Raw genomic sequence first — 23,350 nt, 5'->3', positions numbered from 1 at the left:
GAACTTCTGGGGAGGAAAAGAATATGAGCGAATTCAAACAGATTCTGGTCGCGATTGATGGTTCGGAACACGCTATGAAGGCATTGGAGACAGCCAAAACGTTGTCCAAGCAGCTTCAGGGAAACCTGCATCTGACCGTATTGCATGTAAATCCGACTTTATCCATGAATGAGCCCCCGGTTGGGATTGATGTGGATGAGCGGATCGAAGAGGAAGGCCGTCATATTTTGGAGCCTGCAGCCGACTATTTGAAGGACGAGGGCATTTCGTACCGTATGCTGGCGGGTCATGGTGATCCGGCGAGTGTTATTTGCGAGAGTGCAAAGCAGGAAAAGGCGGATATGATCATTATGGGAACACGGGGACAGGGACTTGTTTCAGAGCTGATCCTGGGTAGTGTGAGTCATCATGTGATTCAGCATGCACCTTGTCCGGTACTGACGGTAAAATAGATGTTAAAAGGAACATTGATATAGAGAAAAGGAGGAAAAAAGCATGCAGCAGCATTTATTTATTGGTGGTGAATGGCAAGTAGCTTCATCATATACGACACTGAAATTACCGTATTCCGGGGAAGTCATTGCTGAGGTAGCAGAGGCCAGTGCTGAGGATGCCAAGACCGCTATTCAGGCCGCATCTGATGCACGTGCAGAGATGCGGGCCATGCCAGCGCACCAGCGGTCAGCTATTTTGGAGAAGCTGGCTGACCTGCTGGAAGAGCGGCGTGAGGATGCAGCACGTATTATTGCACGCGAAGCGTCCAAGCCATGGAAGGCTGCGCTCGCGGAAGTTGATCGGACCGTGCAAACCTACAAGTTCGCAGCCGAAGAAGCCAAGCGCATTCACGGGGAAACCATTCCGCTGGATGCAGCACCGGGCGGTGAGGGCCGAATGGCCTACACGCTTAAAGAACCTGTCGGGGTAGTAGGAGCTATTACACCATTTAACTTCCCGATGAACCTGGTCGCTCATAAAGTGGGCCCTGCGCTGGCAGCAGGCAATACGGTCGTATTGAAGCCTGCGGAGCAGACACCGCTGTCGGCTTACTTGATCGCGGAACTGCTGGAGCAGGCCGGGTTGCCTGCGGGTGCTCTTAACGTGATCAGCGGCGATGGTAAAACCATTGGCGACGTACTGGTCACTGATCCGCGCGTTAGCTATATCACTTTTACCGGTAGTCCGGCGGTCGGTACAGAAATTCGCTCCAAGGCTGGCTTGAAGCGGGTCACGCTGGAGCTGGGTTCCAACGCGGCCGTTATTATCGACCGTGATACGGATGTGGACGTGGTCATCGACCGTTGTGTAAGTGGAGCCTTTGCCAATCAGGGGCAGGTATGTATCTCGGTTCAACGTATTTACGTTGTCGATGAGCTGTATGGTACATTTGTATCCCGATTTGTAGAAGCGACTCAACGTTTAAAAATTGGAGATCCGCTAGACCCGGACACGGACGTATCGGCGCTCATCTCAGCCAAGGATGTCGGGCGTGTTCGTGAGTGGCTGGAGGAAGCGGTCCAAGCAGGTGCGAGGATCGCTCTGAGTGGCCATGCTGAAGGAGGGATTCTGGAGCCAACCGTATTGCTCGATGTGGACCCGACTTCCAAGGTATCCTGTCGCGAAGTGTTTGCCCCACTTGTGCTGATTCATTCCGTTAGCTCTGTAGATGAGGCTGTGAATCATGTGAATAATTCAATTTATGGCTTACAGGCGGGAATTTACACACGTAATATCACGACCGCGCTGGATGCAGCGGACAAGCTTGAGGTTGGAGGCGTGATGATCAATGACATACCAAGCTTCCGTGTTGACCATATGCCGTATGGCGGTGTGAAGCAAAGTGGCACCGGACGCGAAGGTGTAAAGTACGCTATGGAAGAAATGTTGGAAACCAAGCTGATCGTTATTAAACGGTAAATAGCTATATAGAAGCCTATCTGATGGACATAGATAATACGTTTTACGTATGTCTGCTCATTAGATGGGCTTTTTTTCTCATTATTTGCGCGAATGCCAGATGAAAATAAAGTGTTAGACTGAAAAATATTTGGTTAAAGCGTATTTAGCTTGAGTTTTAGACCGTTGGAACTGTTCCACCGTCAATATTATATTCACTTCCTGTAATAGAAGCGGCCCGGTCGGATACCAGAAAAGCAACAAGCTCAGCGACTTCTTCTGGTAGTCCTGGACGACCAATTGGAATTCCTCCCAACGAGTCCATTAGTTGCTTTAATGCACTTTCTCGGTCGCCTGTCGTCTCAGCCATCCGATCAATCAATCTTTGTGCTGCCTTCGTTTCGATAAAGCCTGGCGCAACTGTATTAATACGAATGCCTTGAGGCGAAAACTGCTTGGATAATCCTTTGCTGTAAGTAGTTAAAGCTGCTTTAGCCGTAGCATAAGCCAATGTTGCATCATATAGAGGCAAGCGACGTTGAATGGATGAAATATGAATAATAACACCTGAACCCTTTTCCACCATAGCCGGCAGCAGTCCACGGTCTAAACGAACGGCAGCAAACAGATTGGCGTTAAAAGTTTGCTGCCAATGCTCGTCCGTCAAGACAAGAGCTCCCCCGGATGGGGCTGACGAGCCTCCAACATTGTTGACAAGAATATCTACATCGCCTAGGCGCTCAAGAACGCTGGTTACCACTTTATCTACACCTTCAGGCGTACTAATATCGGCTGGAATAAATAGATCCGGATTTTCTAAATTAACTGGAGTAGTTCGAGCCGTAGTAATTACAGTAGCACCTGCAGCCGTAAGTCTCTTAGCAATAGCCTCTCCCATTCCTTGGGTACCGCCTGTGACCAAGGCCCTTTTGCCTTTAAACTCACTTAAAATGCTTTCTAATTGAAAACTCATGTGAATAATTTCTCCTAATTTTGACAATGTGGTTGAGAACTACCTCTAGGTATCTTCACTCCGAGTTCACTTGTTTTGCGAACCTTACACACTATCGACAATGATACCCCGGTACCGCCCTCCGCGTAGTCGATGCCTTAGGGCTTTTTGATAGGCTGGACTAAAGTACCAAGCTTGTGCTTCCTCAAAAGTGGGGAATTCCAAGATGGCCAGCCCTTCAATATCGGGTCCTTCGAGGACCTGGTATGCGCCATACATTGCTAGGGGTTTGACGGAATGTCCCGCCAAACCTGCCGGTGCCAACTGAGAATAGAGTTGGAGTTCAGTTTGATCGGTACTCTGTTCACGTATAAAAACAACATAAGCGGGCATATACGTTTTCCCTTTCTTATTTTTTAATTTCTTTATGGAAGTGTAATAATCAGTTCTTTAATTTTATTGTTGTTTACTAGAAATTGATGTTTAAGTAGGAGTGGGTCGGGAAGATTCGATTTATCAAAGTCTCCGTCTACTTTCGCAATTATGACGATGGTATTATTAATGTCATCCATATCCACGATCTCGAAGGTGACATTCGGCTCCAATATTTCTGCTTCACACCATGATTTTATGGCTTCCATACCTTTGATTTCGCGATGGTTATCCAAGATCAACGCATCTTTATCGAAAGCGGAAGTAAATGCTTCAAGCCGGGATTTGTTCGCTGATGTAAAGTAAGTTTCTACTGCTGGTGGCATGGATCTATGTGAATTCATTGATTCTTCAACCTCCTATGGTGAGTATGTGGTGAGCGATAACTTCAAACTCATCATAGCAGTAATAATATGACTACATGATGTCATATTATAGAGGATCATTTAAATTTCTTTTCATCGTTTCTAAATGAGACAATATTCTTGTACGTACTTGTTCGGGGCTAACCTCTATAAGGAGGGGACCAAAGGATAGCAGATAACTGTCCAACCAATTGCCTACAGGAAATTGTGCCGTGACGATATAAGAGCCGTCTTCCCTCTGAGTAATTGTTTTCTCGGCAAATTCATCATATACGCGGTAAGCTCCTTGAGCAGAAATGTGAAGAGTTACTTCAATGGTATGAAGCAAGTCGTTCATCTTTGTATCTGTAGATGCCACGACTGTTCTTGGCTCATAACTAATTTCCGTAACTACAATCTCTTTCATTCGGCTAATCTTAAATACACGATAACTTTCGGTATTTAAACAGTAACCCTCCACATACCAGGATTTATCTTTAAACAAGAGCTTGGCAGGTTCGACGCTACGATAACTCTGTTCCCCGGCGACGTTATAATAGCGGAACTTTATAACACGGTTTGTGATTATTGCGTTGCGTATAAGAGTGAATAGCTGTCTCTGGCTGTTTTGGCTTCCCCATGGCGAAAAATCTACTTCGATCCAGTTTCCCATTTCTTTTTTAAAAAGCCTACTCAACTTGTTTAGCACTTCTTCTACCTGTGGGATGGTAGCTGTAGCCACACTCTGAAGGGCCATTAAGATATCATCTTGTTCCTGCTCGGACAGTAAAGAGGTGTTAAAGACATAACCCTCCATCAATGATATTCCGCCACCCTTGCCTCTACTGCTGTAGATGGGAATCCCAGCTGCGCTTAAGGCATCTATGTCCCGATAAATTGTTCGTGTGGAAACCTCAAAATGCTCTGCCAATTCATCAGCAGTCACTTTTTTCTTATGGAGTAACATATAAACGATTTCAAAATGTCTGCTTAATGGCATAAGCTTCACCTCACTCGGTAGCATACACCTTATAACATGACATTATAAAGTCATATTAAGTGATTGCTCTACATCACACCCTAATGGGCATCAACAGGGGGACTTTTATTTTCTTTGGACAGCGATAATAACACTGCCTTGGATCAGATCTTTTTACAATCTTTTATATAAAGTTGAACCAAAAGCACTTGCAAAATAAAAAGGAATAAACTATACTGAGGCCAGTCAGTTAGTGATTGATCAATCACTAACTGACTGATTAACAAGCAACGAGGTAACATTCATGAGCAAGATACTGCTTCAAGTTTACTAAACGCATCTTTATTGGAACTATGGATTGATAAAGATTCAGTTAGATGAAGAAGTATAAAGTCAAGTAATTGATCAATCACTCATTTTATTTGTAAATGGAGGAGAAAAAGATGAAACATCTTATTATTTACGCGCATCCATCTGAGGGAAGCTTTAATCATGCAATTTTGACCACTGCAGTGGAGGGGCTAAAGCAAAAAGGACATGATGTGGTGGTTCGTGATCTGTATGATATCGGCTTTCAACCTGTAGTCAGCAGTAGCGAGATTATTGGAGGAATCGGAGAAGATATTGTGCGGGAACAGCAGTTTTTGCAATGGGCAGAGGTGATCACCTTTATTTATCCTATTTGGTGGACGGGGATGCCAGCCATAATGAAAGGGTATATTGACCGCGTATTCTCTTACGGATTTGCTTACAAATATGTAAACGGGGTGCAGATGGGACTGCTCAAGGGGAAGAAGGCCATCATCCTCAACACACAAGGGAAATCACATGCGGAATATGCCAGCAATGGCATGGATCAAGCACTTCGCTTGACGTCCGATAAAGGTATATTTGAATATTGCGGACTTGACGTTATGTATCATCTATTTTTCGAGTCGGTACCCCAATCCGATGAAGGTACACGTAAAGATTGGCTTTACCAGATTGCAGACATGGCCAGCAAGGCTTAATGAAAATGTGTTCTCAGGAAAGAAGGCAACGCGTGCATCTGGAGGCGTTGCCTTTTTGCTCGGTGCAATATTGAATGTGTTCCAATCAACACTCGCTCATGGCAAGCATCAATTTGCTACACTAAGGGATGGGTATTAGTTTTTCCGATTTTTCCGATTAGCACTATGAGATCCTCTGGAGGGCCATTGTGACCCGCTTCCCTGACCGCCACCTTGCCCATGAGGAGGCCACCACTGCGACCCACCGCTCTGACCGCCACCTTGCCCATGGGGAGGCCACCACTGCGACCCACCGCCCTGGCCGCCGCCTTGCCCATGAGGAGGCCACCATTGCGACCCACCGCCCTGGCTGCCGCCTTGCCCATGAGGCTGCCAATGCGACCCACCACCTTGACTGCCGCCCTGCCCATGAGGCTGCCAATGCGATCCACCACCTTGGCCACCGCTTTGTCCTGCAACAGAAGGCATACTTGGATACGGACCTTGTGCCTGACTGATTTGAGTAACGTCAATATAAGACTGTGTACCGTTAGGATATAGCACTAACATTGATTTATTTACGGGATCTACACTTTTTACGAAAGCAACAATCTGTTGACCATTCACAGTAAATATCCCCCATAAATTAACAAAATTACTCACTTCAGTAGTGGTTGGAAAAAAACCAACCGGTCCCATCGAACGATTAGAAGAATGTTTTGACAAGGTGTGTATCTCTCCTTTAGATTGAATTTTGTGACATCATATGTGCAAACGTACTTGTTGGAATGGGCAATGTTCCTTTAAGATATTTTTTTTAAAACTCAATGTCCCCAAAAAGCATACCTTTACGGGTAAAGCATTTGGATGATTGGAAATAACATTAAAATGAATAAATAAACGAAATGACCTTCTTTACATAGAGAAGGTCATTTCGTTTAATTTAGGCGTTACTATTAATTGGCATTGTCTTCTTAAATAAGGCATAATCGCTTGCAATTCATCCAGTGGTTCTTTATACCTAGTATTGAATTTTCGCATATGCGTTTTGTCGGTTAGCTATGATGCTGCGTATCACGGTTCAAAATTAGCTGTACATGATGAAATCTCTGGTGTATACCTATGTAGGATAGCAAGCTGTAGTTATAGCAATTTTTTGAGCTGGGATATACGGGCTTGGGAAACCTCAAGCATTTTGGCATATTCGTGCTGTGCTGCATTGGGCTGCTTTTGCATTAATTCTTTGAGACTTTCAATCATCTGCTGTGTTGATCGCCGTAGACGTTTGGGCTCTTTATTCGACCGTTGTCCGTTGGCTAAAGCTGATTTGGCTGGTCTCAGGACAGGACTGAAATTTAACCCCTTCTTTAAACTTTCAATACATTCTTTACAAATAAAACTGTCTCTAAAATAAGTCAATTGTTCTGCTGAACCACACATTTTACACGTCACCCCGGTATATTTTCGAAAGGCGAGAATACCAGTTTCCTCATCTGCGAAAATCTCAACAGGATCACCCACATTAAAATCCATAGAAATTCGCATTTCTTTGGGAATGACGATACGGCCTAACGCATCTAGGGGACGTGTCATACCTGTACTTTTCAAATGATAACCTCCTTTTTTATATCCTTATAATACTAAATAATTATGATAAAAAAGAATAGGCTTAGAGAAGCAATCGCATATATTAAGTAAACTGTTGAAAAGTATACAAGTAATTCCCATAATATGTTTGTTTAATGGTGGAAAACGTGTTGAGGAATTATAGGGGATTGCCGATATATATTCAGAATCAATATTCTAGTTGGCAAAGAAATTTTTAGTAATATACGTTAAGGGGCTGTGAAAATTACATATGAGAATATTTCAGTTTTGGAAGAAAAATAAAAAAACTGTGGTGGCAATCAATTTGGACACTGCTATTCCTGCAGCCATTATAAAGGTTGGCGGATTAGTAGATCAGCCAGAGCAGTTCACCGCCGAGGCGAAAAATTCGGCTGCTATGCTGGGAGAAGAGGCATTGCCTCTATTCCCGCGTTATTTTTTCGGGACTGAGTTGCAGAAGCCAGAGAGTTTGGCGGGCAAGTACGAAGGTTTGGGTGACTGGCTGCACATTCAACAGGATGCTATTTTTGAGATTATCTACAATTACAGGGAAAAGGCGATTCCCATGCTGTATGAGGTGGCGTTCGGGGTGTACGATTGGACGCAGTATAAGGCGGTGCGGATACTAACTCGGTTAGCCCGTGAAGGCCTTCAGACCGACCAGATTGTGGACGATATTATCAGCCATGTCGACGATTTTCGTTATGAGGCACAAATGCCTACATTCTATTTTCTGTCCGGACTGACGGGCAATAAGAAAGTTGCCGCGTTGCTGCAAAGGCATTTCCTTGAGAATCTGGAATACGATCCGATTGATGCCTTTGATATTTTCGAGAATTTGCACCGTTGTTCGCCTGATGTTGCCATGAGACATGCCGATTTTCTCAAAGCCATTGCCCGTGGTGAAGGCCTAGAAGGCCGCTCTCCGTTACTGGACGGAGCGATAGGGACTACCGATGAGAACGGCAAGCAAGAGTACCACTGGCCTGATGATGAACCTGTCGAAGAGCACCACCAATTACGAGCGGCCATATTTTATTACCAGTTGAATTCTCAGGATGAGGAGGTCAATCGGCTGTTGGATCAATGGGAAGTGAGCCATCCGGAGGAGAATGTAAGGAGTTATATTGGAAAATTGCGAGGGGAAGGACAGGGAGAGAGCTAGCTGTTCAGTTTGTGAATAGGGAAATCCTAATTTTGCACTCTTTTCTATGAAAACTTATACTTATCGTTACAGCTGACTTGAAGCGAAAATACAAGAACGAGGAGGGGATCAACCATGTACTCCATTAAAGAAGTTGAAATCAGGAGCGGATTGCCAGCATCTACCCTTCGTTATTATGAAAAAGAGGGCATTCTACCTGATGTCGGTCGGGATGAAGGTGGGAGAAGGGTATATACCGAGAAACAAATGGATTGGATCAGGTTCCTTATGGCTATGAAAGACACAGGAATGACCATTGAAGAAATTAAGGCATACCTTGAGCTAAATATAAAAGGAGAAGCCACGATCCAAGAGCGAAGAGATTTCCTGGTTGCTCACAAAAAGAAAGTGGAAGAACATATGGCACAAACGCAACACAATTTGGAGAAAATTATTCAAAAGATCGCTTACTACGATCATGTGGTCATGGGAAAAAGCTTCTCTTAGTAGCCAGATCGAATTGAATATATGAAGCCCCCAGCCTATTTGAAATACGCTGTAGGGCTTTTTTTTGCATAGATATCTAAAGATACCTGCTGTAGGTCGCAAGTATGAAAAGTCGTTGGCAATTAGGCGGTTCACAATGTGCTTACAGGGTAAAAGTGTAGTACCAAGGTGGGGAAGTGGGGGTATTGACTCTCACGCCACGTGAGGCTGTAGACTGTGAAAGCAAGGGAGGTGAAGCGGAATGGCTTATACGGTTAAGGAAGTATCTAATCTGTCGGGAATCAGCGTTCGAACTTTGCATTATTATGATGAAATTGGATTGCTGAAACCACATCATATCGGAAATAATGGATATCGCTATTACGAACAGGAACAACTGTTGAGGCTTCAGCAAATCATGGTGTACAGGGAACTGGATTTGCCTTTATCCGAAATTGGCAATGTGCTGGAGCAAACCAAGGAACAAAAGGCTGAGGTTTTGCAGGTGCATCGAGCCAATATTGAGGCCAAGGTCTTCCGCTTGCATACTCTCCTTCAGACCATCGACGAAACGGTGGCTCATTTGAAAGGAGAACAAACGATGGAACCAGAGCAAATGTACCAAGGGTTTAACCCGGAAAAACAAGAAATGTATGAACGTGATCTGACGGAACGTTATGGTTCACAGGTCGAAGAGAAGGTTCAGGAGAGTAAGACTGCGACGACGAACTGGAGCAAAGAGGATTATTTGGATTCGCAGGCAGAGGCAGATCAGATTCATCGGGAGTTGGCTGAAGCCATGAATAAGGGATTGAAGCATAACAGTGTAGAAGTACAGGCGCTGATCCGCCGTCATCTTCAATGGGTAAGCCGATTTTATACCCCTACAGCAGAAATTTATAGCGGGCTGGGAGACTTGTATGTAGAACATGAGGATTTCAGTAAAATGTATGAAGGCTATCACCCTGGGCTGGCTGAGTATTTGCGAGACGGAATGAAGGAGCTGGCCAAGCGGGAATTAACCTAGCAATAGCTGATGAAAGGGCTATAAGTAATATGAAAAAAGGGTGAACAACAAACCAATCGACGGCCTGCTGTTCACCCTTTTTTGTGTAAAGCAGCTTACATGCCGCTTGGTGCTGTTCTCATGCCTTGTTGACTGCTGTTTCCGAACTGCTGCATGTTACTACTGCCTGCAAAATGTTGTCCGGTCGTCCCCATATGTTGCGGAAAGTTGTGATTCATGTGGCTTCCTGTACTAAAGGCGGATGGTTGCATACTACGGGAAGCATAGTTATCGCCAAATCCAGGTTGAGTCATTTGGTTGCTCGAGCGGATGGTGTTTTCCAGCTGACTACACAGTTGAATAACTTGTTGGTATTGCTGCATAGCTTTTTGGTGGTCCTGGATTGCGGTTTGGATCATTTGAGCCGCATTACGTTCACGTTGCATCAGGCTTTCAAGGCTGGATGCATTTTGTTGCTCTTGTTGCAGCAACTGTTGATACATAGCGGTTCCTTGCTGTGTTTGTTGTACCAATTGCTGAATAATTTGTTCACATTGATGAATTTGTTGTTGCGGAGCCATGTTGTTGAACATTGATCATCAATCTCCTTCGCCGGATAGTTTAGGTTTTAGGACCCTCATATATTGTGGCGAAGGAAGAGCATATATATGCACAATTTTTGGTTACAGGCTGGATACCAGAATAGCCGTAAATTCCTCTAGGAATACACGATCTTCGTGATCAAATCGGCTTTTTAGCGGGCTGTCAATGTCCAGTACCCCAATCAGCTCATCGTTCTTGATTAGAGGGATAACGATTTCGCTATTGGAGGCAGCGTCGCAGGCGATATGTCCTGGAAATGCATGTACATCGTCAATGACAAGTGTTCGCCGTTCAGCTGCTGCGGTACCGCAAACGCCGCGCCCCAGTGGAATCCGTATACATGCAGGCAAACCCTGGAAAGGACCTAGTACAAGCTCAGTCCCATCATAAAGATAGAAGCCACTCCAGTTCACATCTGGAAGAAAGTGACCCAGTAACGCTGAAGCGTTCGCTAAATTGGCAATCCTATTGGATTCATCGTGAACAAGTGCCCGGAGTTGTCCGAGAACGGATTCGAATTGTTCCTGACGTGTTCCTTCGTAAGGGATAGTTTGAAACATGTAGAGTCCACGCTCCTAACATTAATTTTCCTCAAATCTCATTTACCATCGGTTAATTAATTTAAGATATAACGATTGTATACATTCAGTCAACTGGAAAATTCCCTGTAACCTTTGGCTAGTCTCCGTAATCTAATCTCTGGACAGAAAAAATAAGGGAAAAGGAGTTTTTTATTATGAAAAAGGTATATTACACACTCACCTCCGCGGTGGTGGCGAGTTTGATTCTGACGGCTGTTCCGGTATCGGCAGTATATGGAGCTTCAACGAAAAATACCCAACCTGCACAAGCTGCAACAGGAGCATCATCCCTAAAAGAAGTGGATGCTAAAATTGTACAAAAGGCGCAAGAGCATTTAAAAGCAGCAACAGGCAAAAGCTATACGTTTAGTGGGGCAAAGAAATGGAGTATGGGTAACGAGAACGGTTGGGATTTCAGTATAAAAGGTGTGGAACACGGTCAAGTCATGGTTACCAAGAAGGGTGAATTAGAACGTATATATGTAGATCAATCCTGGGGAGAGCTCAAGGATAGCTACAAACAGCAACTTCAAGCCGCATTGAAAAGCGTTCTCCAGGAACCGGAAGCAAGCAAAATACCGGAAAACGTAAATATTTCAGTGGATAAAAGCCCGGAGTATCCTAAAGGTGCAGTAGATTTATATACCAGAATCGATAATAACATTATTATTCTGCGGGAGGGTAAAGTGCTGCGAACAGTAAAGATGCTTGCCAAGCAGGAGATAGATGAAAACGCACTGAAGGCGGCAAGCGGTGTCTTCGCTGGTCTGGAGGGCGTGAAACAGGGAGCGTTGAATGAACCAACCCAGCTGATCACTGAGAATGGAAAGACCGTGTATAACCTGATGTTTGGTACTGATCCTGTGTTTGTTAATGTCGAAAAAGGTACGAATAAAGTAATCAAGGTTGCGGCATATGAATTGCAGGACCCGGTTGCCAATTATAAAGAAGCCTACAAAAAAATGAAATCATACAGCGAGGCTCAACTGCTGAAAAATGCAGCTGGGCAATCCAAGGAGCTTCTGAAGGTTGACCTGACGGGCTATAAAGCAAAACTAGATCCCAAGTTGACGGCTGTCGTGCATTTTACGAAAAGTGGATCTCCATCTCTAATCGGTACCTTTAATTCAAAGGGTCAATTTTATGAACTGGGATTTAAGTAATAATAGAGAGCAATTCTCTGCAAAGGTTATCCCTCATCTGTTTCCAGCTGTCCTCCAAAGGGTAAAAACAGTATAATATTGTTGGCCTAGGCCAGGGAGGAGCTAAAACGATGCATGCAGATGTTCAGAACTTGTTTATCCGTATACAGATGCTTTCTTACGCACAGCAGAACGATTTGACGGTGAGTGATGTACAACCGTTGCTCGAAGAACGCGGGTACCGTGTAGGTGAACGAGAGGTCAAGCAGGAACTGGAAAACCTGACACAGGAAAACTTTCTGACACCGCATGATGATATGTTCAGCCTTACCGGCGCAGGGATCGAGGAGTTGCAGGAAATACAGTCGATGCTGGGCGTATTGTACGAGGATGTTGTGAAAAATCCAGCGCATATCACTACCCGTGCCTCTTCGTAAAAGTAATCACAGTTAGTGCCATAAAAAGTCTCATCAAGTTGAATGTAGTCCTCTTCAATCCTGATTTAGGAAGTGGAGGGCTATTTTTCATGGATAAAGCTTGTCCAATTTTAAAGGAGGTTGTGTTTGTTGGAGGTGTATGCTTAAATGTAGCGTATATTTGTTGTATTTTGATGCTGGAAGGATGATGGAACATGTGTGCATATGCATGTAAGGGGCATATACCACTGCTGGAAAGCCCGCGTCTTCGGCTGCGAAGGATGGAAAGTCGGGATGCGGCTACGATGTTCGCTTGCTGGTCTGACCCGGAGGTTCACCGTTATATGAATCTTTCCGGTATGTCAGGACGTGAGGATGCTGAGGATATGATTGGGCTGTTGAATGAGCTGGCGAAGACGGAGGATGCGCTGCGCTGGGGGATCGAGCTGAAGGACAACGGGAAGCTGATTGGAAGCTGCGGCTTTAATTATTGGCAGACAGAGGGAGCTTATAAAGCCGAGATTGGCTATGAGTTGGCCAAGCCTTATTGGCGACAGGGCTATATGACGGAGGCGCTTCGCTTGGTGCTTTCATTCGGATATGGCACGATCCGATTAAATCGGATCGAAGCGCTGGTGGACCCGCGCAATACAGGCTCGCAAGCCCTGCTGTCCTCGATGGGCTGGACCCAGGAAGGGCTGTTACGGCAGGTACAGCATACATCTACAGGTTTTAAGGATATGCTGATGTACTCATTACTGCATGAAGAATGGCTCAGACTGGAGGTACAACGAAATGCTGTTTCAGTATAACGGCGGTTCGTCGCCGCTGCACAGGCTTGGACCGTTAAGTAAGCTTATATGGGTGGGATGCTTTAGTCTTCTGTCGATGTCATGGGATTCGACGCTACGGGAAGCGGTACTCTTGGCGGTACTGATCGCTGTGGCTGGCTTGGGTGCACGGTTGACCCTGGCACGACAACTTCGCGCTATGTCGTTCCTGATTGGTTTAGGGATTCCATATTTTATACTGTCTATCCTAGCGATTCGAGAAGGACATGAAGTGGCTTCATGGGGACCCATTGTGGTTACAGCTGAGGGACTGGATATCGCGGGGGCATTAACGCTGCGGATTTTTGTATTGTTTTTGGCATCCTATATCTATCTCTCGACGACCGATCCCCGAGATTTTGTGCAGGCTTTGAATCTGCGCTTGCGTGTGCCTTATCGGTTTGCGTTCGGTATTTCAGTGGCGTTGACGTTTCTACCCTTATTGGAAGAAGAAGGGCGAACAATTATGGCTGCACGACGTGTCCGTGGACAGGAGCCACCACGAGGATGGAGCAATCGGTTATCATGGTGGAGCGGGTATGCGGCTGCTGTGTTGGTGAATGCTGTGAGACGGGTTCAGCAGACAGCACTGGCTATGGAGGGCAAAGGTTTTGGCGCATATGCAGAACGGACGTATCTTCGTACACTGAAAAATGGGCGTTTAGGCTACGTATATGCTGTGATTGCTGTATTCGCTACGGCTGTTTTATGGTGGGTATGATAAAGAAGCAGCCCCTTTTTTTTGCTCTCATTGTCAACTTGTTAAATAAAATTAGGTTGACAATGAGACAGCGGATGAATACATTTATACAGTAACAGTTTGTACAAGGGCCAGAGTCTATGACCTTGTATACTAGATTATGGAGAGGAGTCAAGAAATATATATGAAAGAATCTCGTATTTTTGCCAAGTTTACAACGCTGGATATCGTGTTAATGGCCATGCTGGCTACGTTGAACGGCGTCATGACTGTGTATTTGTCGATGATTAACAAAACGTTAAACAGTCTGGGAGGGCCTATTGCAACTTCCGCTATCGTCGGGCTGTACATGATATATGGTTTGCTGGCCTATTATATTATTCGTAAGCCAGGTACGGCGGTAATTGCTTATGCCTTTGGCGCAGTAGTGCAGTCTTTTATGGGCTCTGCCTATGGAATTGCGTCTATCATCGCGGCGGCTGTCTGCTATATGGTTGTGGCGGAACTGGTATTTGCTCTTTTGCGATATCGCCGCTGGAACACAGTTTCACTGATGCTGGCGGGCGGAGCCATGGTTCCGCTGTGGTTTATCGTGGCAGCCAATATGTTTGGCTATATGCATTGGGGATGGAAGGTGCTGACGATTGCACTGGTCGTTCGTATCCTGAGCGGCATTGTCCTGTGTGGTCTGCTGACGAAAGTACTGGGCGATGCCTTAAATGGAACGGGGCTGTTAAAACGCTTTGAACTGGGACGCGCTTCACGTGCATAACCAAGGCTATGCATGGCTATAGCTTGAACAATAGGGATCGAGGGTATTTCGGTTATGAATGAACGTAGTGATCATGCTTCTGAGAATAGAGTGGCTGTTTCCTTGAGGAATTTTGGCTATCGGTATGATGACCAGGTGGAGCCAGCGTTACATGGTCTGACGCTGGACATTGCGGTGGGCGAGCATGTAGCCATTGTTGGAGCTAGCGGAAGTGGAAAGTCTACGCTGTGCCAGCTGCTTCATGGCGGGTTGTCCCGTTCTGGCGAGGGTGAACGGACGGGAGAGCTGACCGTGTACGGGATGGACCCCGACACCGCTGAATTGGCTACGGTCGCCACCACTGTCGGCGTCGTGCTTCAGGACCCGGATGCTCAGCTAGTGCAGGGAATCGTCGAAGACGAAATTGCTTTTGGACCGGAGAACCTGCGCGTGCCTCCGGCAGAAATAGAGCAGCGCCTTGCTGCTGCACTGGAGGCCGTCGGCCTGGCATCCGAGCGCGGCTCCTTCGTGCGGCGCCTCTCGGGAGGCCAGCGCCAACGCACCGCCATTGCTGCGGTGCTGGCGCTGGAAGCGCCGCTGGTCGTGTTCGACGACGCAGCTGCGCAGTTGGACCCGCCGGCTGTACGGGACTTCGTCCTGCTATGTCGGCGGCTTCATGCCGCAGGCCGGACGGTGATCACTGCGTCCGGCCGTATAGATGATGGCGCGCGTGCAGCACAGCGCGTCATCGTGCTGAAGGGCGGGACTATGCTGCTGCAAGGTCCGCCCGAAGAGCTGCTGCGCGAGCATGGGGCGCAGCTGGCAGCCTGGGGGCTGCTCCCCTCTTCCGCAGGGAGGGAAGACATGCCGCGTGAGCCGGGGGTGAATTCCGGCTCGGCGGCTAACTGCGCTGGGCAGCCGTTGCTGGAGGTGAAGGGATTGCCCTTCACCTACCCCGGCAGCCAGCGCCCGGCGCTCAAGGGCGTGAGTCTTGCCCTTGCGCCTGGCGAACGAGCCGTAATGCTGGGCGAGAACGGCTCTGGCAAAACCACGCTGGGCAAGCTGCTTATGGGTCTACTCCCCGCACCGAAGGGATGCATGTGGTGGGAGGGGCAGGATATGTCGAAGCTGCCTATTCACCGACTGGCTGCGGGGATTGGATATGTGTTCCAGCAACCAGAGCATCAGTTTGCAGCTGCAACGGTGTGGGAAGAATGCTTGTACAGTGTGCGGGCCAAGCTTGGTCTACGGATCGGAGATCCGATTCCCGCCGCCTATGAGGAACGAGCGCATCGCTTACTGGCAGCCGCCAGGCTGGGCCACAGGCTGGAGGCCTCACCGTACCTGCTAAGTGGAGGCGAAAAAAGGCTTTTGAGCGTTGCGGCACAGTTTATCCTACCCAAAAAGCTTTACATTTTGGATGAGCCAACTGCGGGAACGGATTACGAAGGGGCGAATAGCCTGCTCCGTATGTGTACAGAGCAGGCTGCTGAAGGCGCGGCATTTCTAATCATTACCCATGATATACAGATAGCTGAACGCTTTGCCAGCCATGTTCTTCGTATGGAAGAGGGGTATCTCTATAAAACGGAAGATAGCGGGAGTTATCATACGATTACAGTTGACAAAAATTAAGGATATGTAGACAATAATATATATACATCGTACACAACAGGCGGCCTATATAGGCCGCCTGTTTACGATTATGCAGTGCGGGTAATCATCTAAGCTTGGAAGGAAAACCGTACAGATACAACACAGTATTTACAAGGAAAGGATTTGTGATTTGCTTGGGAAACGATAAACCTATGAAGCGCGGGCTCGTGCTGACAGGTGTTCTATTGGCCACCTTTCTGGCCGCGATTGAAGGAACGGTTATCGGTCCAGCAGGACCGACAATTGTGAGTGAACTGGGCAGTGTGAGTTTGCTCAGCTGGATTTTTACGGCATATTTGCTGACGATGGCTGTAACCACGCCTATTTTCGGCAAACTTAGCGATTTGTTTGGCCGAAAACCCATTTTTCTAATTGGGTGCTCGTTATTTGTACTTGGTTCTTTGCTTTGTATGCTGGCTGGTAGTATGGAGCAGCTTATTTTATACCGGGCTATTCAAGGGATTGGAGCAGGCGGTGTCATTCCTGTTACCTTTACCATTATCGGTGATATATACAAAATGGAGGAACGTGGTAAAGTCCAAGGCATGATCAGCTCGGTATGGGGGATTTCTTCCCTTGTCGGGCCTCTCTTGGGCGGTTACGTGGTCACCTATTTTGGCTGGGAATGGATTTTTGGCTTTAACGTTCCCTTTGGATTTCTGGCTATGTTCTTCATCGCCCGTTACCTGCGGGAACAGGTAAGCAAGCGTACCGCACGTATCGACGTGGCGGGAGCAGTTACCTTTACCATCGGGATGACGGCACTCTTGCTCGTATTGGCCCTGGGGGGACAGTATATCGACTGGACTTCTCCTGAATTGCTGGCCTTGGCTGCGGTGGCCATTTTGTTCCTGGTTTTGTTTTTGGTTATCGAAAAGCGCGCTCAGGAACCGATGGTCCCTCTGAAGCTGTTTCGGATACGGGATATTGCTTTTTCCTGTGCCGCTGCACTACTCGTCAGTACCCTGCTAATCGGGCTGACTAGTTATCTTCCACTATGGATTCAGGGCGTACACGGTGGAGATGCCGCTTCATCTGGTCTGGCGCTGGCCCCAATGTCGGTAGGTTGGTTGTTCGGCTCCATGATCGGTGGACGCATTTTGCTGACGCTGGGCTCGCGTCGAACCTCTTTGATCGGGCTGACCCTGATTGTATTGGGAGCTTTCGTCATGACCTTGATGGACCTAACGGCTCCGATCTGGCTGCTGTTCTTGTCTACATTATTGTATGGACTGGGATTCGGCTTCTCGATGACCGTGTTCACGATTATTGCTCAGTCCTCGGTCGGATTCCAGCTGCGTGGCGCATCTACAGCCTTGAATACGTTCCTGCGCACGTTGGGACAAACAATTGGGGTTGCAGCCTTCGGTTCATGGCTGAATTATCGCATTGCTGCCCAGACAGCGGACGGACAGCTCACTCAGCAAGGGGTTACGCAGGAGGATATCAATGGTCTGCTGGCCCCGCATGCTTCACAGAGTCTAAGTGACAAGGTTGCCGGATTACTCCGGTCTGTACTGGAAAACAGTCTGCATTCCTTGTTCGTGATCATGGTCGTTATTGCAGTGATTAGCTGGTTTGTTGTCCTCGGCTTGCGGAACCGCCCACCGGGTACGGAAGAAGAGGCAGATCAGCGTATAAAGGCACCACAAAGAGAACACGCATAAAAAATAATATACTTCTTTCATTATAAGAGACAGTCCGGTACACCAATAAGGGGCCGGGCTGTTTCTTTATGCTAAGGTCTCTCCTCCTACTGATTCAGCAAAATAGCCACCTCGTATAGGACCGATAAATTCCCCAGTATATAAAAAAGAAAATAAAACCCCCTAGAGATTGCGATATATTCATATCGAATAGGTAACGAAATGGTAAAAAAGTCTTAAAAAATTGTAACTAAAAATTTGTTTCTGTATTGAGCCGTACAGTACTAAGGAACCATTTTTTTGAACCCGCTTCCAAATCGGGCTTTGTATGATTTATTTAAGAACGATTTTGCATGTGAATGAAGCAACCAACCAAGCAAAATGGGATACGAAAAAAAATCAAGTAACAAATTTTTCTGAATGTAATAAGAATGAAAAAACAGGGATTTTCAGAAAATTACTAGGAAAATATGAGGATGAAATTTATAGAGGAATCTGTTTTCTTCCCTCACATAATAGGGATTTTCAGTCTATATCAATCGTTTGACATACCATATAAAATGGCCCTACCAACCAAAAAGTTGGGTTTCAAATCTAGAAATCATAATCAGATTAAGGGAGATGGAGTACTTGAAGTTTAACAAATGGTTTAGTAAAGCAGCCACTGCAACAGTAGCAACTACCTTACTGTTAGGAGGCGGCGTTCAGGCTTTTGCAAAGGGAAATGACGAGGCAGATTCCAAAGCAGACAGTGCATTTACCCAAATTACGCGTAGTGACATGTTGAATATTTTCAAACAGCAAGGTAAAGAGAAATATGAGGTTCCGTCCTTCGATGCCTCTACAATTAAAAATATTCCTTCTGCTATTGGTCACGATAGCTCAGGCAAGCAGATTGATCTGGATGTCTGGGACAGCTGGCCGTTACAAAATGCCGATGGCACAGTGGCTAATTACAAGGGATATAATATCGTTTTTGGATTGGCAGGCGATCCTAAAAGAGGCGAGGATACATTTATTTATCTGTTCTATCAAAAAGCGGGTGATACTTCACTGAGCGGCTGGAAAAATGCTGGTAGAGTATTTAAAGACAATGATAAACTGCTCTCCAACGATCCGATTCTCAAAAATCAGTCAGAAGAATGGTCCGGCTCAGCTACCTTAACCTCTGATGGACATGTACGTTTATTCTATACCAGCAGACAGCCTTATGACCCAAATAACAAATTATACGGCAAGCAAACCTTGAGCACGGCTCAAATTAATGTCTCTCAGCCTGATGATAAGACACTGAAAGTAGATGGAGTCGAGGATTTGAAATCGATCTATGACGGTGGAGATGGGAAAACCTATCAAAATGTACAGCAAAGCGTCGGAATAGATATGGATAATCATACTCTTCGAGACCCTCACTATGTCGAGGATCAAGGTCACAAATATATTATATTTGAAGCCAACACAGGAACAGAGACAGGCTATCAGGGCGAAGATTCGATTCAAAACCCAGCTTATTATGGCGGCAATAAGAATTTCTTCAAGGAAGAGCAACAAAACCTGCTGCAAAGTCCTAAGAAAAAGGGAGCTGAGCTAGCGAACGGCGCACTGGGCATCGTTGAATTGAATGATGATTATACGTTGAAAAATGTAATGCCTCCTTTGATTGCATCCAATCTGGTAACAGATGAAATTGAACGGGCGAATGTGTTCAAAATGAACGGTTTGTGGTATTTATTTACGAGTACAAGAGGTTCTAAGGTGACTGTAGATGCGATCGGTGACGATGATATTTACATGCTGGGTTATGTTTCTACTTCCTTGACAGGGCCTTATAAACCGTTGAATGGAACCGGTCTCGTTCTTCATCAGGATCTGGATCGTGATGATATTACCTGGACGTATGCCCATTTTGCTATCCCGCAAGGCAAAGGTAATAACGTAGTCGTTTCGAGTTATATGACCAATCGTGGGCTTTTCCCGGATCACAAATCTACTTTTGCACCAAGCTTCCTGCTGAATATTAAAGGTTCGAAAACTTCTGTTGTGAAAAACGGTATTCTGGAACAAGGGCAAATCACGATTGATCCAGCGAATGACAAAAAAGAACACCAAAATGAGTACGGAAAGAAATAAGTAGGTATTTAAGCAGTATGTCCGAAGGCGGCAGTCGGTAGCAACCCGATCTGTCGTCCGTCGGACGATACATAACGATGCAATGAAGTAAGGAGGATCGTCATAATGAGAAAAAAAGCTCCCAAGAACATTTGGATACGATCCGTAGTAGTCATCACAGGCTTAACGATATTCATAGCTATGGGATGGAATATGTACCAACAGGATGCTGTCAAACCCCCTAAACCTGCTGCAACTCCAAAAAATCAAGCGAATCAAAGTAAGCATTCAACACCGACCTACCGGGCAGCCTACCATTTTACCGTTCCGGATAAGTGGAAAAATGATCCGCAGCGGCCGATTTATATGGATGGAAAATATCATTATTACTATTTATATAATCGTGATTACCCTCATAAGAACGGTACAGAATGGCGCCATGCAACATCGACCGATCTGGTTCATTGGAAAGATGAAGGGGTGGCGATTCCCAAATATACAAACCCGAATGGAGATCCTTGGTCCGGTTCGGTCGTGATCGACGATCATGGCACCGCTGGTTTTGGAAAAGGCGCACTTGTAGCCATTGTCACACAGCCCTCCGCAGATGGAGGAAAGCAGGAACAATTTCTGTGGTACAGTAAGGATAAAGGCAAGACGTTTACTTCTTACCGCAACAAGCCTGTGATGTCCAACCCTGGTACGAAGGATTTCAGAGATCCCAAAATCGTCCGGGATACTGGGCGTAATCAATGGGTGATGGTCATGGCAGAGGGAACGAAGATTGGCTTTTATAAGTCTAAAAATTTAAAGGATTGGCAGTTTACGAGTGGCTTTCAAACGGAAAATATCGGGCTTGTGGAATGTCCTGACCTTTATCAGATGCGCGCGGATGATGGGACCCATCAATGGATTCTGGGCGCGAGCGCCAATAGTAAACCAACCGGCGGGCCTAACACGTATGCCTATTGGATAGGAGATTTTAATGGAGAAGCATTTCTCCCTGATCGCAATGATCCTGATTGGCTGGATTATGGCTTTGACTGGTATGGTGCGGTTACGTTCGAGGATGGCAAAGCCAAAGACCAATACAGTCACCGTTATGCGCTGGCCTGGATGAACAATTGGGATTATGCCAATAACACGCCTACCCTGAAAGAAGGCTTTAATGGAATGGATTCGGTTGTTCGCCAAATTCGGTTGAAGCGTACATCTGATGTCGGCTATCGCTTGGTTTCACAGCCTGTACCAGCTTTGGAGCAGTTCCCCGTTGCAACGAAATCATTGGGGCAGATCCAAGTAGCGGGGACTCACACGCTTCCGGTAGCAGGTGATGCCTATCAGTTAGAGGCGGATGTATCTTGGTCAACGATCAAAAATACAGGATTGAGGCTTCGAGAGTCTGCGGATGGCAAGCGTCATGTAGATGTGGGTGTTTCGGTGGAGGGTCAATACTCTTATGTAAACAGAGCGAACACCGGGCAGCCGGATCAGAGTGGAAAATATGTAGAGAGTAAGGCGCCTTTTGATATCAACAAGAAAAATGTCCACTTGAAGATTCTCGTCGATAAAACCAGCATCGAAGTCTTTGTAGATGATGGAGAAGTAGCTTATTCCTCCTTAATATTTCCACGCTTAGAGGATCAGGGAATTACTCTTTTTTCAGATGGCGGTAAGGCTATATTTAATAATGTAGTAATCAAACATTTTAGTCATTAAAAAAGTCCACCCATGAATATAAGGGTGGACTTTTCTGTGTAAATCTAAATTTTCGTTTAGCACAGCTATAAGATTGTTCGTTTATTCACAAACGATCAGTTGCTAAAATTACTATTCGTTCTATTTGTGATAAGGTGACAGATTATCAGCGCTACGGCCCAATTTTTTGAGCAAGCCGATGAGTTGATCTCTTTCGGTTTCGCTGATTCCGCTAAAGGCACGTTCAATCTGACGTGTATAATCAGGATAAATTTCGTCCATGACGCGTTGTCCTTCGTCCGTCAACTCTGCATATATAATACGACGATCTTGGTCGCACGGGTGACGGTGCAAATAACCGCGGCTCTCCAGCTTGTCGATCACATAAGTGACATTTCCGCTTTGCAGAAGCAACTTGGCTCCAATTTGTTGAATTGGCTGTGCTCCCTTGTGATATAAAACTTCCATCACGGCGAAGGCCGTTGGGTTGAAGCCCACCGTTTTGATGCCAGCAACCGCATGTTCGTTTACACTTTTGAATGACTTGGCAAACACGCTATACAAATGCATGGATTGCTGTGTCACCAATGTTCGGTAATCTATCATCTTCATTCCGCCTTTATGTATGGATTTGGGCATCCTTTGACCGCTCGGTTCGGATGACCGGGCAACCATACCCTTACTACTAGCATAAAGGGATTTACGTAGGGAAAACATGCGATTTGTCACAGTAGCTGCTTTTTTAATTATTTAATTTCAAAGCTTTAAGGTAAATTTTTGAAAAATAAAGGTTTCGAATGTAAAAATAGCGTTCCGATTGGTTATATTAACAAATAACATACCTAATGAACCCAAATAACAAAATAAGATAAATTCAGAGGAGATGAAGCACATGGATACGGGTTCTTTCCGTTTTCAATTTCGTGATCCGCAGCAAGCCGCCCAAGCCTGTGAAACATTAAAGGAAATTGGATACTCTGCCAGCACGAACGGTGATACAGGCCTCAGTGTTCACGTTGAGAACCAGGATGTGCTGTCTGCATTAGAGATTTGCCAAGCTTATGAAGGAAGTATAATTGAGACAGGAGTTCTCACTTATCGTCCAGGTAAACAAAGTAATATTGGTATGCAAAATCCAGGTTATAGCCCGGAGGATTGGATTATTCCAGCGCACATCATCAATGAAGACTGGAGCGAGGCGTATAAAAACGGCTCTTCCCAAACGTTTACTAACACAACACAGGAACACAACGTCAGCTCTGACCAACAACCGGAGGACGATGTGGACGGTTTTTCAGGAAGCGTACATACCTGAAAATTGTGTCCGCCCTGGCTGCCACTTTGGAACAAAAAGGTTCCTTCAAAACCATGACTAATGGTTTGAA

General features: G+C 45.9%; 25 protein-coding genes. 16 read left to right on the top strand and 9 right to left on the bottom strand.

What is annotated here, in order from left to right:
- Positions 1-23 precede the first annotated feature (23 nt).
- Positions 24-452: a universal stress protein gene (locus BN1546_RS07845; protein ID WP_013369348.1), complete on the top strand. Its 429-nt coding sequence runs from the start codon at positions 24-26 to the stop codon at positions 450-452.
- Between the two features lie 43 nt (positions 453-495).
- Complete coding sequence (locus BN1546_RS07840; protein ID WP_090736965.1) at positions 496-1,914, top strand: aldehyde dehydrogenase family protein; 1,419 nt, start codon at positions 496-498, stop codon at positions 1,912-1,914.
- A gap of 157 nt (positions 1,915-2,071) precedes the next feature.
- Here the strand turns inward: BN1546_RS07840 and BN1546_RS07835 are convergent, their stop codons facing one another.
- The 4 genes from BN1546_RS07835 to BN1546_RS07820 all read right to left on the bottom strand — a co-directional run bounded on the left by BN1546_RS07835 (position 2,072) and on the right by BN1546_RS07820 (position 4,621).
- Positions 2,072-2,866, bottom strand: a complete 795-nt coding sequence (locus BN1546_RS07835) for an SDR family oxidoreductase (RefSeq protein ID WP_090736963.1) — start codon at positions 2,864-2,866, stop codon at positions 2,072-2,074.
- Positions 2,867-2,950: 84 nt separating this feature from the next.
- Positions 2,951-3,238 (bottom strand): DUF1330 domain-containing protein, encoded by a 288-nt coding sequence (locus BN1546_RS07830; RefSeq protein WP_090736961.1) that lies wholly within the window; start codon positions 3,236-3,238, stop codon positions 2,951-2,953.
- A gap of 32 nt (positions 3,239-3,270) precedes the next feature.
- Positions 3,271-3,621 (bottom strand): nuclear transport factor 2 family protein, encoded by a 351-nt coding sequence (locus BN1546_RS07825; protein ID WP_090736960.1) that lies wholly within the window; start codon positions 3,619-3,621, stop codon positions 3,271-3,273.
- 88 nt (positions 3,622-3,709) lie between these two features.
- Entirely contained in the window at positions 3,710-4,621 is a 912-nt protein-coding gene (locus BN1546_RS07820) for a helix-turn-helix transcriptional regulator (RefSeq protein WP_090736957.1), read from the bottom strand.
- A gap of 422 nt (positions 4,622-5,043) precedes the next feature.
- On the opposite strand from BN1546_RS07820, the gene BN1546_RS07815 reads away from it, so the two are divergent.
- Entirely contained in the window at positions 5,044-5,610 is a 567-nt protein-coding gene (locus BN1546_RS07815) for an NAD(P)H-dependent oxidoreductase (protein WP_090736955.1), read from the top strand.
- A gap of 135 nt (positions 5,611-5,745) precedes the next feature.
- Here BN1546_RS07815 and BN1546_RS27060 read toward each other — a convergent pair whose 3' ends face one another.
- Together BN1546_RS27060 and BN1546_RS07805 are read right to left on the bottom strand one after the other, a co-directional pair.
- Positions 5,746-6,315, bottom strand: coding sequence for a hypothetical protein (locus tag BN1546_RS27060; RefSeq protein WP_141651586.1), 570 nt, complete (start codon positions 6,313-6,315; stop codon positions 5,746-5,748).
- A gap of 417 nt (positions 6,316-6,732) precedes the next feature.
- Complete coding sequence (locus tag BN1546_RS07805; RefSeq protein ID WP_013369356.1) at positions 6,733-7,197, bottom strand: AbrB/MazE/SpoVT family DNA-binding domain-containing protein; 465 nt, start codon at positions 7,195-7,197, stop codon at positions 6,733-6,735.
- A 250-nt stretch (positions 7,198-7,447) separates the two neighbouring features.
- On the opposite strand from BN1546_RS07805, the gene BN1546_RS07800 reads away from it, so the two are divergent.
- The 3 genes from BN1546_RS07800 (at position 7,448) to BN1546_RS07790 (ending at position 9,854) form a co-directional block, all read left to right on the top strand.
- Positions 7,448-8,362: a transcriptional regulator gene (locus BN1546_RS07800; RefSeq protein WP_090736951.1), complete on the top strand. Its 915-nt coding sequence runs from the start codon at positions 7,448-7,450 to the stop codon at positions 8,360-8,362.
- A gap of 114 nt (positions 8,363-8,476) precedes the next feature.
- Positions 8,477-8,848 (top strand): MerR family transcriptional regulator, encoded by a 372-nt coding sequence (locus BN1546_RS07795; protein ID WP_090736949.1) that lies wholly within the window; start codon positions 8,477-8,479, stop codon positions 8,846-8,848.
- A 241-nt stretch (positions 8,849-9,089) separates the two neighbouring features.
- Positions 9,090-9,854, top strand: coding sequence for a MerR family transcriptional regulator (locus BN1546_RS07790; RefSeq protein ID WP_013369359.1), 765 nt, complete (start codon positions 9,090-9,092; stop codon positions 9,852-9,854).
- Positions 9,855-9,949: 95 nt separating this feature from the next.
- Here BN1546_RS07790 and BN1546_RS07785 read toward each other — a convergent pair whose 3' ends face one another.
- Both BN1546_RS07785 and BN1546_RS07780 read right to left on the bottom strand, forming a co-directional pair.
- Positions 9,950-10,426, bottom strand: a complete 477-nt coding sequence (locus BN1546_RS07785) for a hypothetical protein (RefSeq protein WP_013369360.1) — start codon at positions 10,424-10,426, stop codon at positions 9,950-9,952.
- A gap of 90 nt (positions 10,427-10,516) precedes the next feature.
- On the bottom strand, positions 10,517-10,996 hold the full coding sequence (locus BN1546_RS07780; protein WP_013369361.1) for a GAF domain-containing protein: 480 nt from the start codon (positions 10,994-10,996) through the stop codon (positions 10,517-10,519).
- Between the two features lie 176 nt (positions 10,997-11,172).
- On the opposite strand from BN1546_RS07780, the gene BN1546_RS07775 reads away from it, so the two are divergent.
- The 9 genes from BN1546_RS07775 (at position 11,173) to BN1546_RS07730 (ending at position 21,986) form a co-directional block, all read left to right on the top strand.
- Positions 11,173-12,180 (top strand): hypothetical protein, encoded by a 1,008-nt coding sequence (locus BN1546_RS07775; RefSeq protein ID WP_090736947.1) that lies wholly within the window; start codon positions 11,173-11,175, stop codon positions 12,178-12,180.
- 110 nt (positions 12,181-12,290) lie between these two features.
- Positions 12,291-12,596, top strand: coding sequence for a hypothetical protein (locus BN1546_RS07770; protein WP_090736945.1), 306 nt, complete (start codon positions 12,291-12,293; stop codon positions 12,594-12,596).
- Positions 12,597-12,790: 194 nt separating this feature from the next.
- Positions 12,791-13,387: a GNAT family N-acetyltransferase gene (locus tag BN1546_RS07765; protein ID WP_040102156.1), complete on the top strand. Its 597-nt coding sequence runs from the start codon at positions 12,791-12,793 to the stop codon at positions 13,385-13,387.
- Complete coding sequence (locus BN1546_RS07760; protein ID WP_090736943.1) at positions 13,371-14,126, top strand: energy-coupling factor transporter transmembrane component T family protein; 756 nt, start codon at positions 13,371-13,373, stop codon at positions 14,124-14,126. Before BN1546_RS07765 ends, BN1546_RS07760 begins: the two co-directional genes overlap by 17 nt.
- Positions 14,127-14,289: 163 nt before the next feature.
- On the top strand, positions 14,290-14,877 hold the full coding sequence (locus tag BN1546_RS07755; protein WP_013369365.1) for an ECF transporter S component: 588 nt from the start codon (positions 14,290-14,292) through the stop codon (positions 14,875-14,877).
- Between the two features lie 54 nt (positions 14,878-14,931).
- Positions 14,932-16,491 carry an ABC transporter ATP-binding protein gene (locus tag BN1546_RS07750; RefSeq protein ID WP_090736941.1) on the top strand — a complete coding sequence of 520 codons (1,560 nt, stop codon included), beginning with the start codon at positions 14,932-14,934 and terminating at the stop codon, positions 16,489-16,491.
- Positions 16,492-16,664: 173 nt separating this feature from the next.
- On the top strand, positions 16,665-18,179 hold the full coding sequence (locus BN1546_RS07745; RefSeq protein WP_090736939.1) for an MDR family MFS transporter: 1,515 nt from the start codon (positions 16,665-16,667) through the stop codon (positions 18,177-18,179).
- Positions 18,180-18,788: 609 nt separating this feature from the next.
- Positions 18,789-20,288: a glycoside hydrolase family 68 protein gene (locus tag BN1546_RS07735; protein ID WP_025676055.1), complete on the top strand. Its 1,500-nt coding sequence runs from the start codon at positions 18,789-18,791 to the stop codon at positions 20,286-20,288.
- A 105-nt stretch (positions 20,289-20,393) separates the two neighbouring features.
- Positions 20,394-21,986: a glycoside hydrolase family 32 protein gene (locus BN1546_RS07730; protein ID WP_090736937.1), complete on the top strand. Its 1,593-nt coding sequence runs from the start codon at positions 20,394-20,396 to the stop codon at positions 21,984-21,986.
- A gap of 120 nt (positions 21,987-22,106) precedes the next feature.
- Here BN1546_RS07730 and BN1546_RS07725 read toward each other — a convergent pair whose 3' ends face one another.
- Entirely contained in the window at positions 22,107-22,571 is a 465-nt protein-coding gene (locus BN1546_RS07725) for a MarR family winged helix-turn-helix transcriptional regulator (RefSeq protein WP_013369372.1), read from the bottom strand.
- Between the two features lie 286 nt (positions 22,572-22,857).
- On the opposite strand from BN1546_RS07725, the gene BN1546_RS07720 reads away from it, so the two are divergent.
- Positions 22,858-23,280, top strand: coding sequence for a hypothetical protein (locus BN1546_RS07720; RefSeq protein ID WP_013369374.1), 423 nt, complete (start codon positions 22,858-22,860; stop codon positions 23,278-23,280).
- Positions 23,281-23,350: the final 70 nt, after the last annotated feature.

It is taken from the genome of Paenibacillus sp. Mc5Re-14 (assembly GCF_001049835.1).
Lineage (GTDB): Bacteria > Bacillota > Bacilli > Paenibacillales > Paenibacillaceae > Paenibacillus > Paenibacillus polymyxa_C.
Note: the sequence above shows the minus strand (reverse complement) of the source record. Positions and strands in the feature narration are given on the sequence as shown.

Excerpts from the sequence above, each read along its gene's own strand:
- BN1546_RS07845 (WP_013369348.1), top strand. The coding sequence starts at position 24 with ATGAGCGAATTCAAACAGATTCTGGTCGCGATTGATGGTTCGGAACAC.
- BN1546_RS07750 (WP_090736941.1), top strand. The coding sequence starts at position 14,932 with ATGAATGAACGTAGTGATCATGCTTCTGAGAATAGAGTGGCTGTTTCC.
- BN1546_RS07800 (WP_090736951.1), top strand. The coding sequence starts at position 7,448 with ATGAGAATATTTCAGTTTTGGAAGAAAAATAAAAAAACTGTGGTGGCA.
- BN1546_RS07780 (WP_013369361.1), bottom strand. The coding sequence starts at position 10,996 with ATGTTTCAAACTATCCCTTACGAAGGAACACGTCAGGAACAATTCGAA.
- BN1546_RS07720 (WP_013369374.1), top strand. The coding sequence starts at position 22,858 with ATGGATACGGGTTCTTTCCGTTTTCAATTTCGTGATCCGCAGCAAGCC.
- BN1546_RS07755 (WP_013369365.1), top strand. The coding sequence starts at position 14,290 with ATGAAAGAATCTCGTATTTTTGCCAAGTTTACAACGCTGGATATCGTG.
- BN1546_RS07815 (WP_090736955.1), top strand. The coding sequence starts at position 5,044 with ATGAAACATCTTATTATTTACGCGCATCCATCTGAGGGAAGCTTTAAT.
- BN1546_RS07760 (WP_090736943.1), top strand. The coding sequence starts at position 13,371 with ATGCTGTTTCAGTATAACGGCGGTTCGTCGCCGCTGCACAGGCTTGGA.
- BN1546_RS07840 (WP_090736965.1), top strand. The coding sequence starts at position 496 with ATGCAGCAGCATTTATTTATTGGTGGTGAATGGCAAGTAGCTTCATCA.
- BN1546_RS07765 (WP_040102156.1), top strand. The coding sequence starts at position 12,791 with ATGTGTGCATATGCATGTAAGGGGCATATACCACTGCTGGAAAGCCCG.
- BN1546_RS07825 (WP_090736960.1), bottom strand. The coding sequence starts at position 3,621 with ATGAATTCACATAGATCCATGCCACCAGCAGTAGAAACTTACTTTACA.
- BN1546_RS07785 (WP_013369360.1), bottom strand. The coding sequence starts at position 10,426 with ATGTTCAACAACATGGCTCCGCAACAACAAATTCATCAATGTGAACAA.
- BN1546_RS07820 (WP_090736957.1), bottom strand. The coding sequence starts at position 4,621 with ATGCCATTAAGCAGACATTTTGAAATCGTTTATATGTTACTCCATAAG.
- BN1546_RS07770 (WP_090736945.1), top strand. The coding sequence starts at position 12,291 with ATGCATGCAGATGTTCAGAACTTGTTTATCCGTATACAGATGCTTTCT.
- BN1546_RS07775 (WP_090736947.1), top strand. The coding sequence starts at position 11,173 with ATGAAAAAGGTATATTACACACTCACCTCCGCGGTGGTGGCGAGTTTG.
- BN1546_RS07795 (WP_090736949.1), top strand. The coding sequence starts at position 8,477 with ATGTACTCCATTAAAGAAGTTGAAATCAGGAGCGGATTGCCAGCATCT.
- BN1546_RS07830 (WP_090736961.1), bottom strand. The coding sequence starts at position 3,238 with ATGCCCGCTTATGTTGTTTTTATACGTGAACAGAGTACCGATCAAACT.
- BN1546_RS07730 (WP_090736937.1), top strand. The coding sequence starts at position 20,394 with ATGAGAAAAAAAGCTCCCAAGAACATTTGGATACGATCCGTAGTAGTC.
- BN1546_RS07725 (WP_013369372.1), bottom strand. The coding sequence starts at position 22,571 with ATGATAGATTACCGAACATTGGTGACACAGCAATCCATGCATTTGTAT.
- BN1546_RS07745 (WP_090736939.1), top strand. The coding sequence starts at position 16,665 with ATGAAGCGCGGGCTCGTGCTGACAGGTGTTCTATTGGCCACCTTTCTG.
- BN1546_RS07835 (WP_090736963.1), bottom strand. The coding sequence starts at position 2,866 with ATGAGTTTTCAATTAGAAAGCATTTTAAGTGAGTTTAAAGGCAAAAGG.
- BN1546_RS07790 (WP_013369359.1), top strand. The coding sequence starts at position 9,090 with ATGGCTTATACGGTTAAGGAAGTATCTAATCTGTCGGGAATCAGCGTT.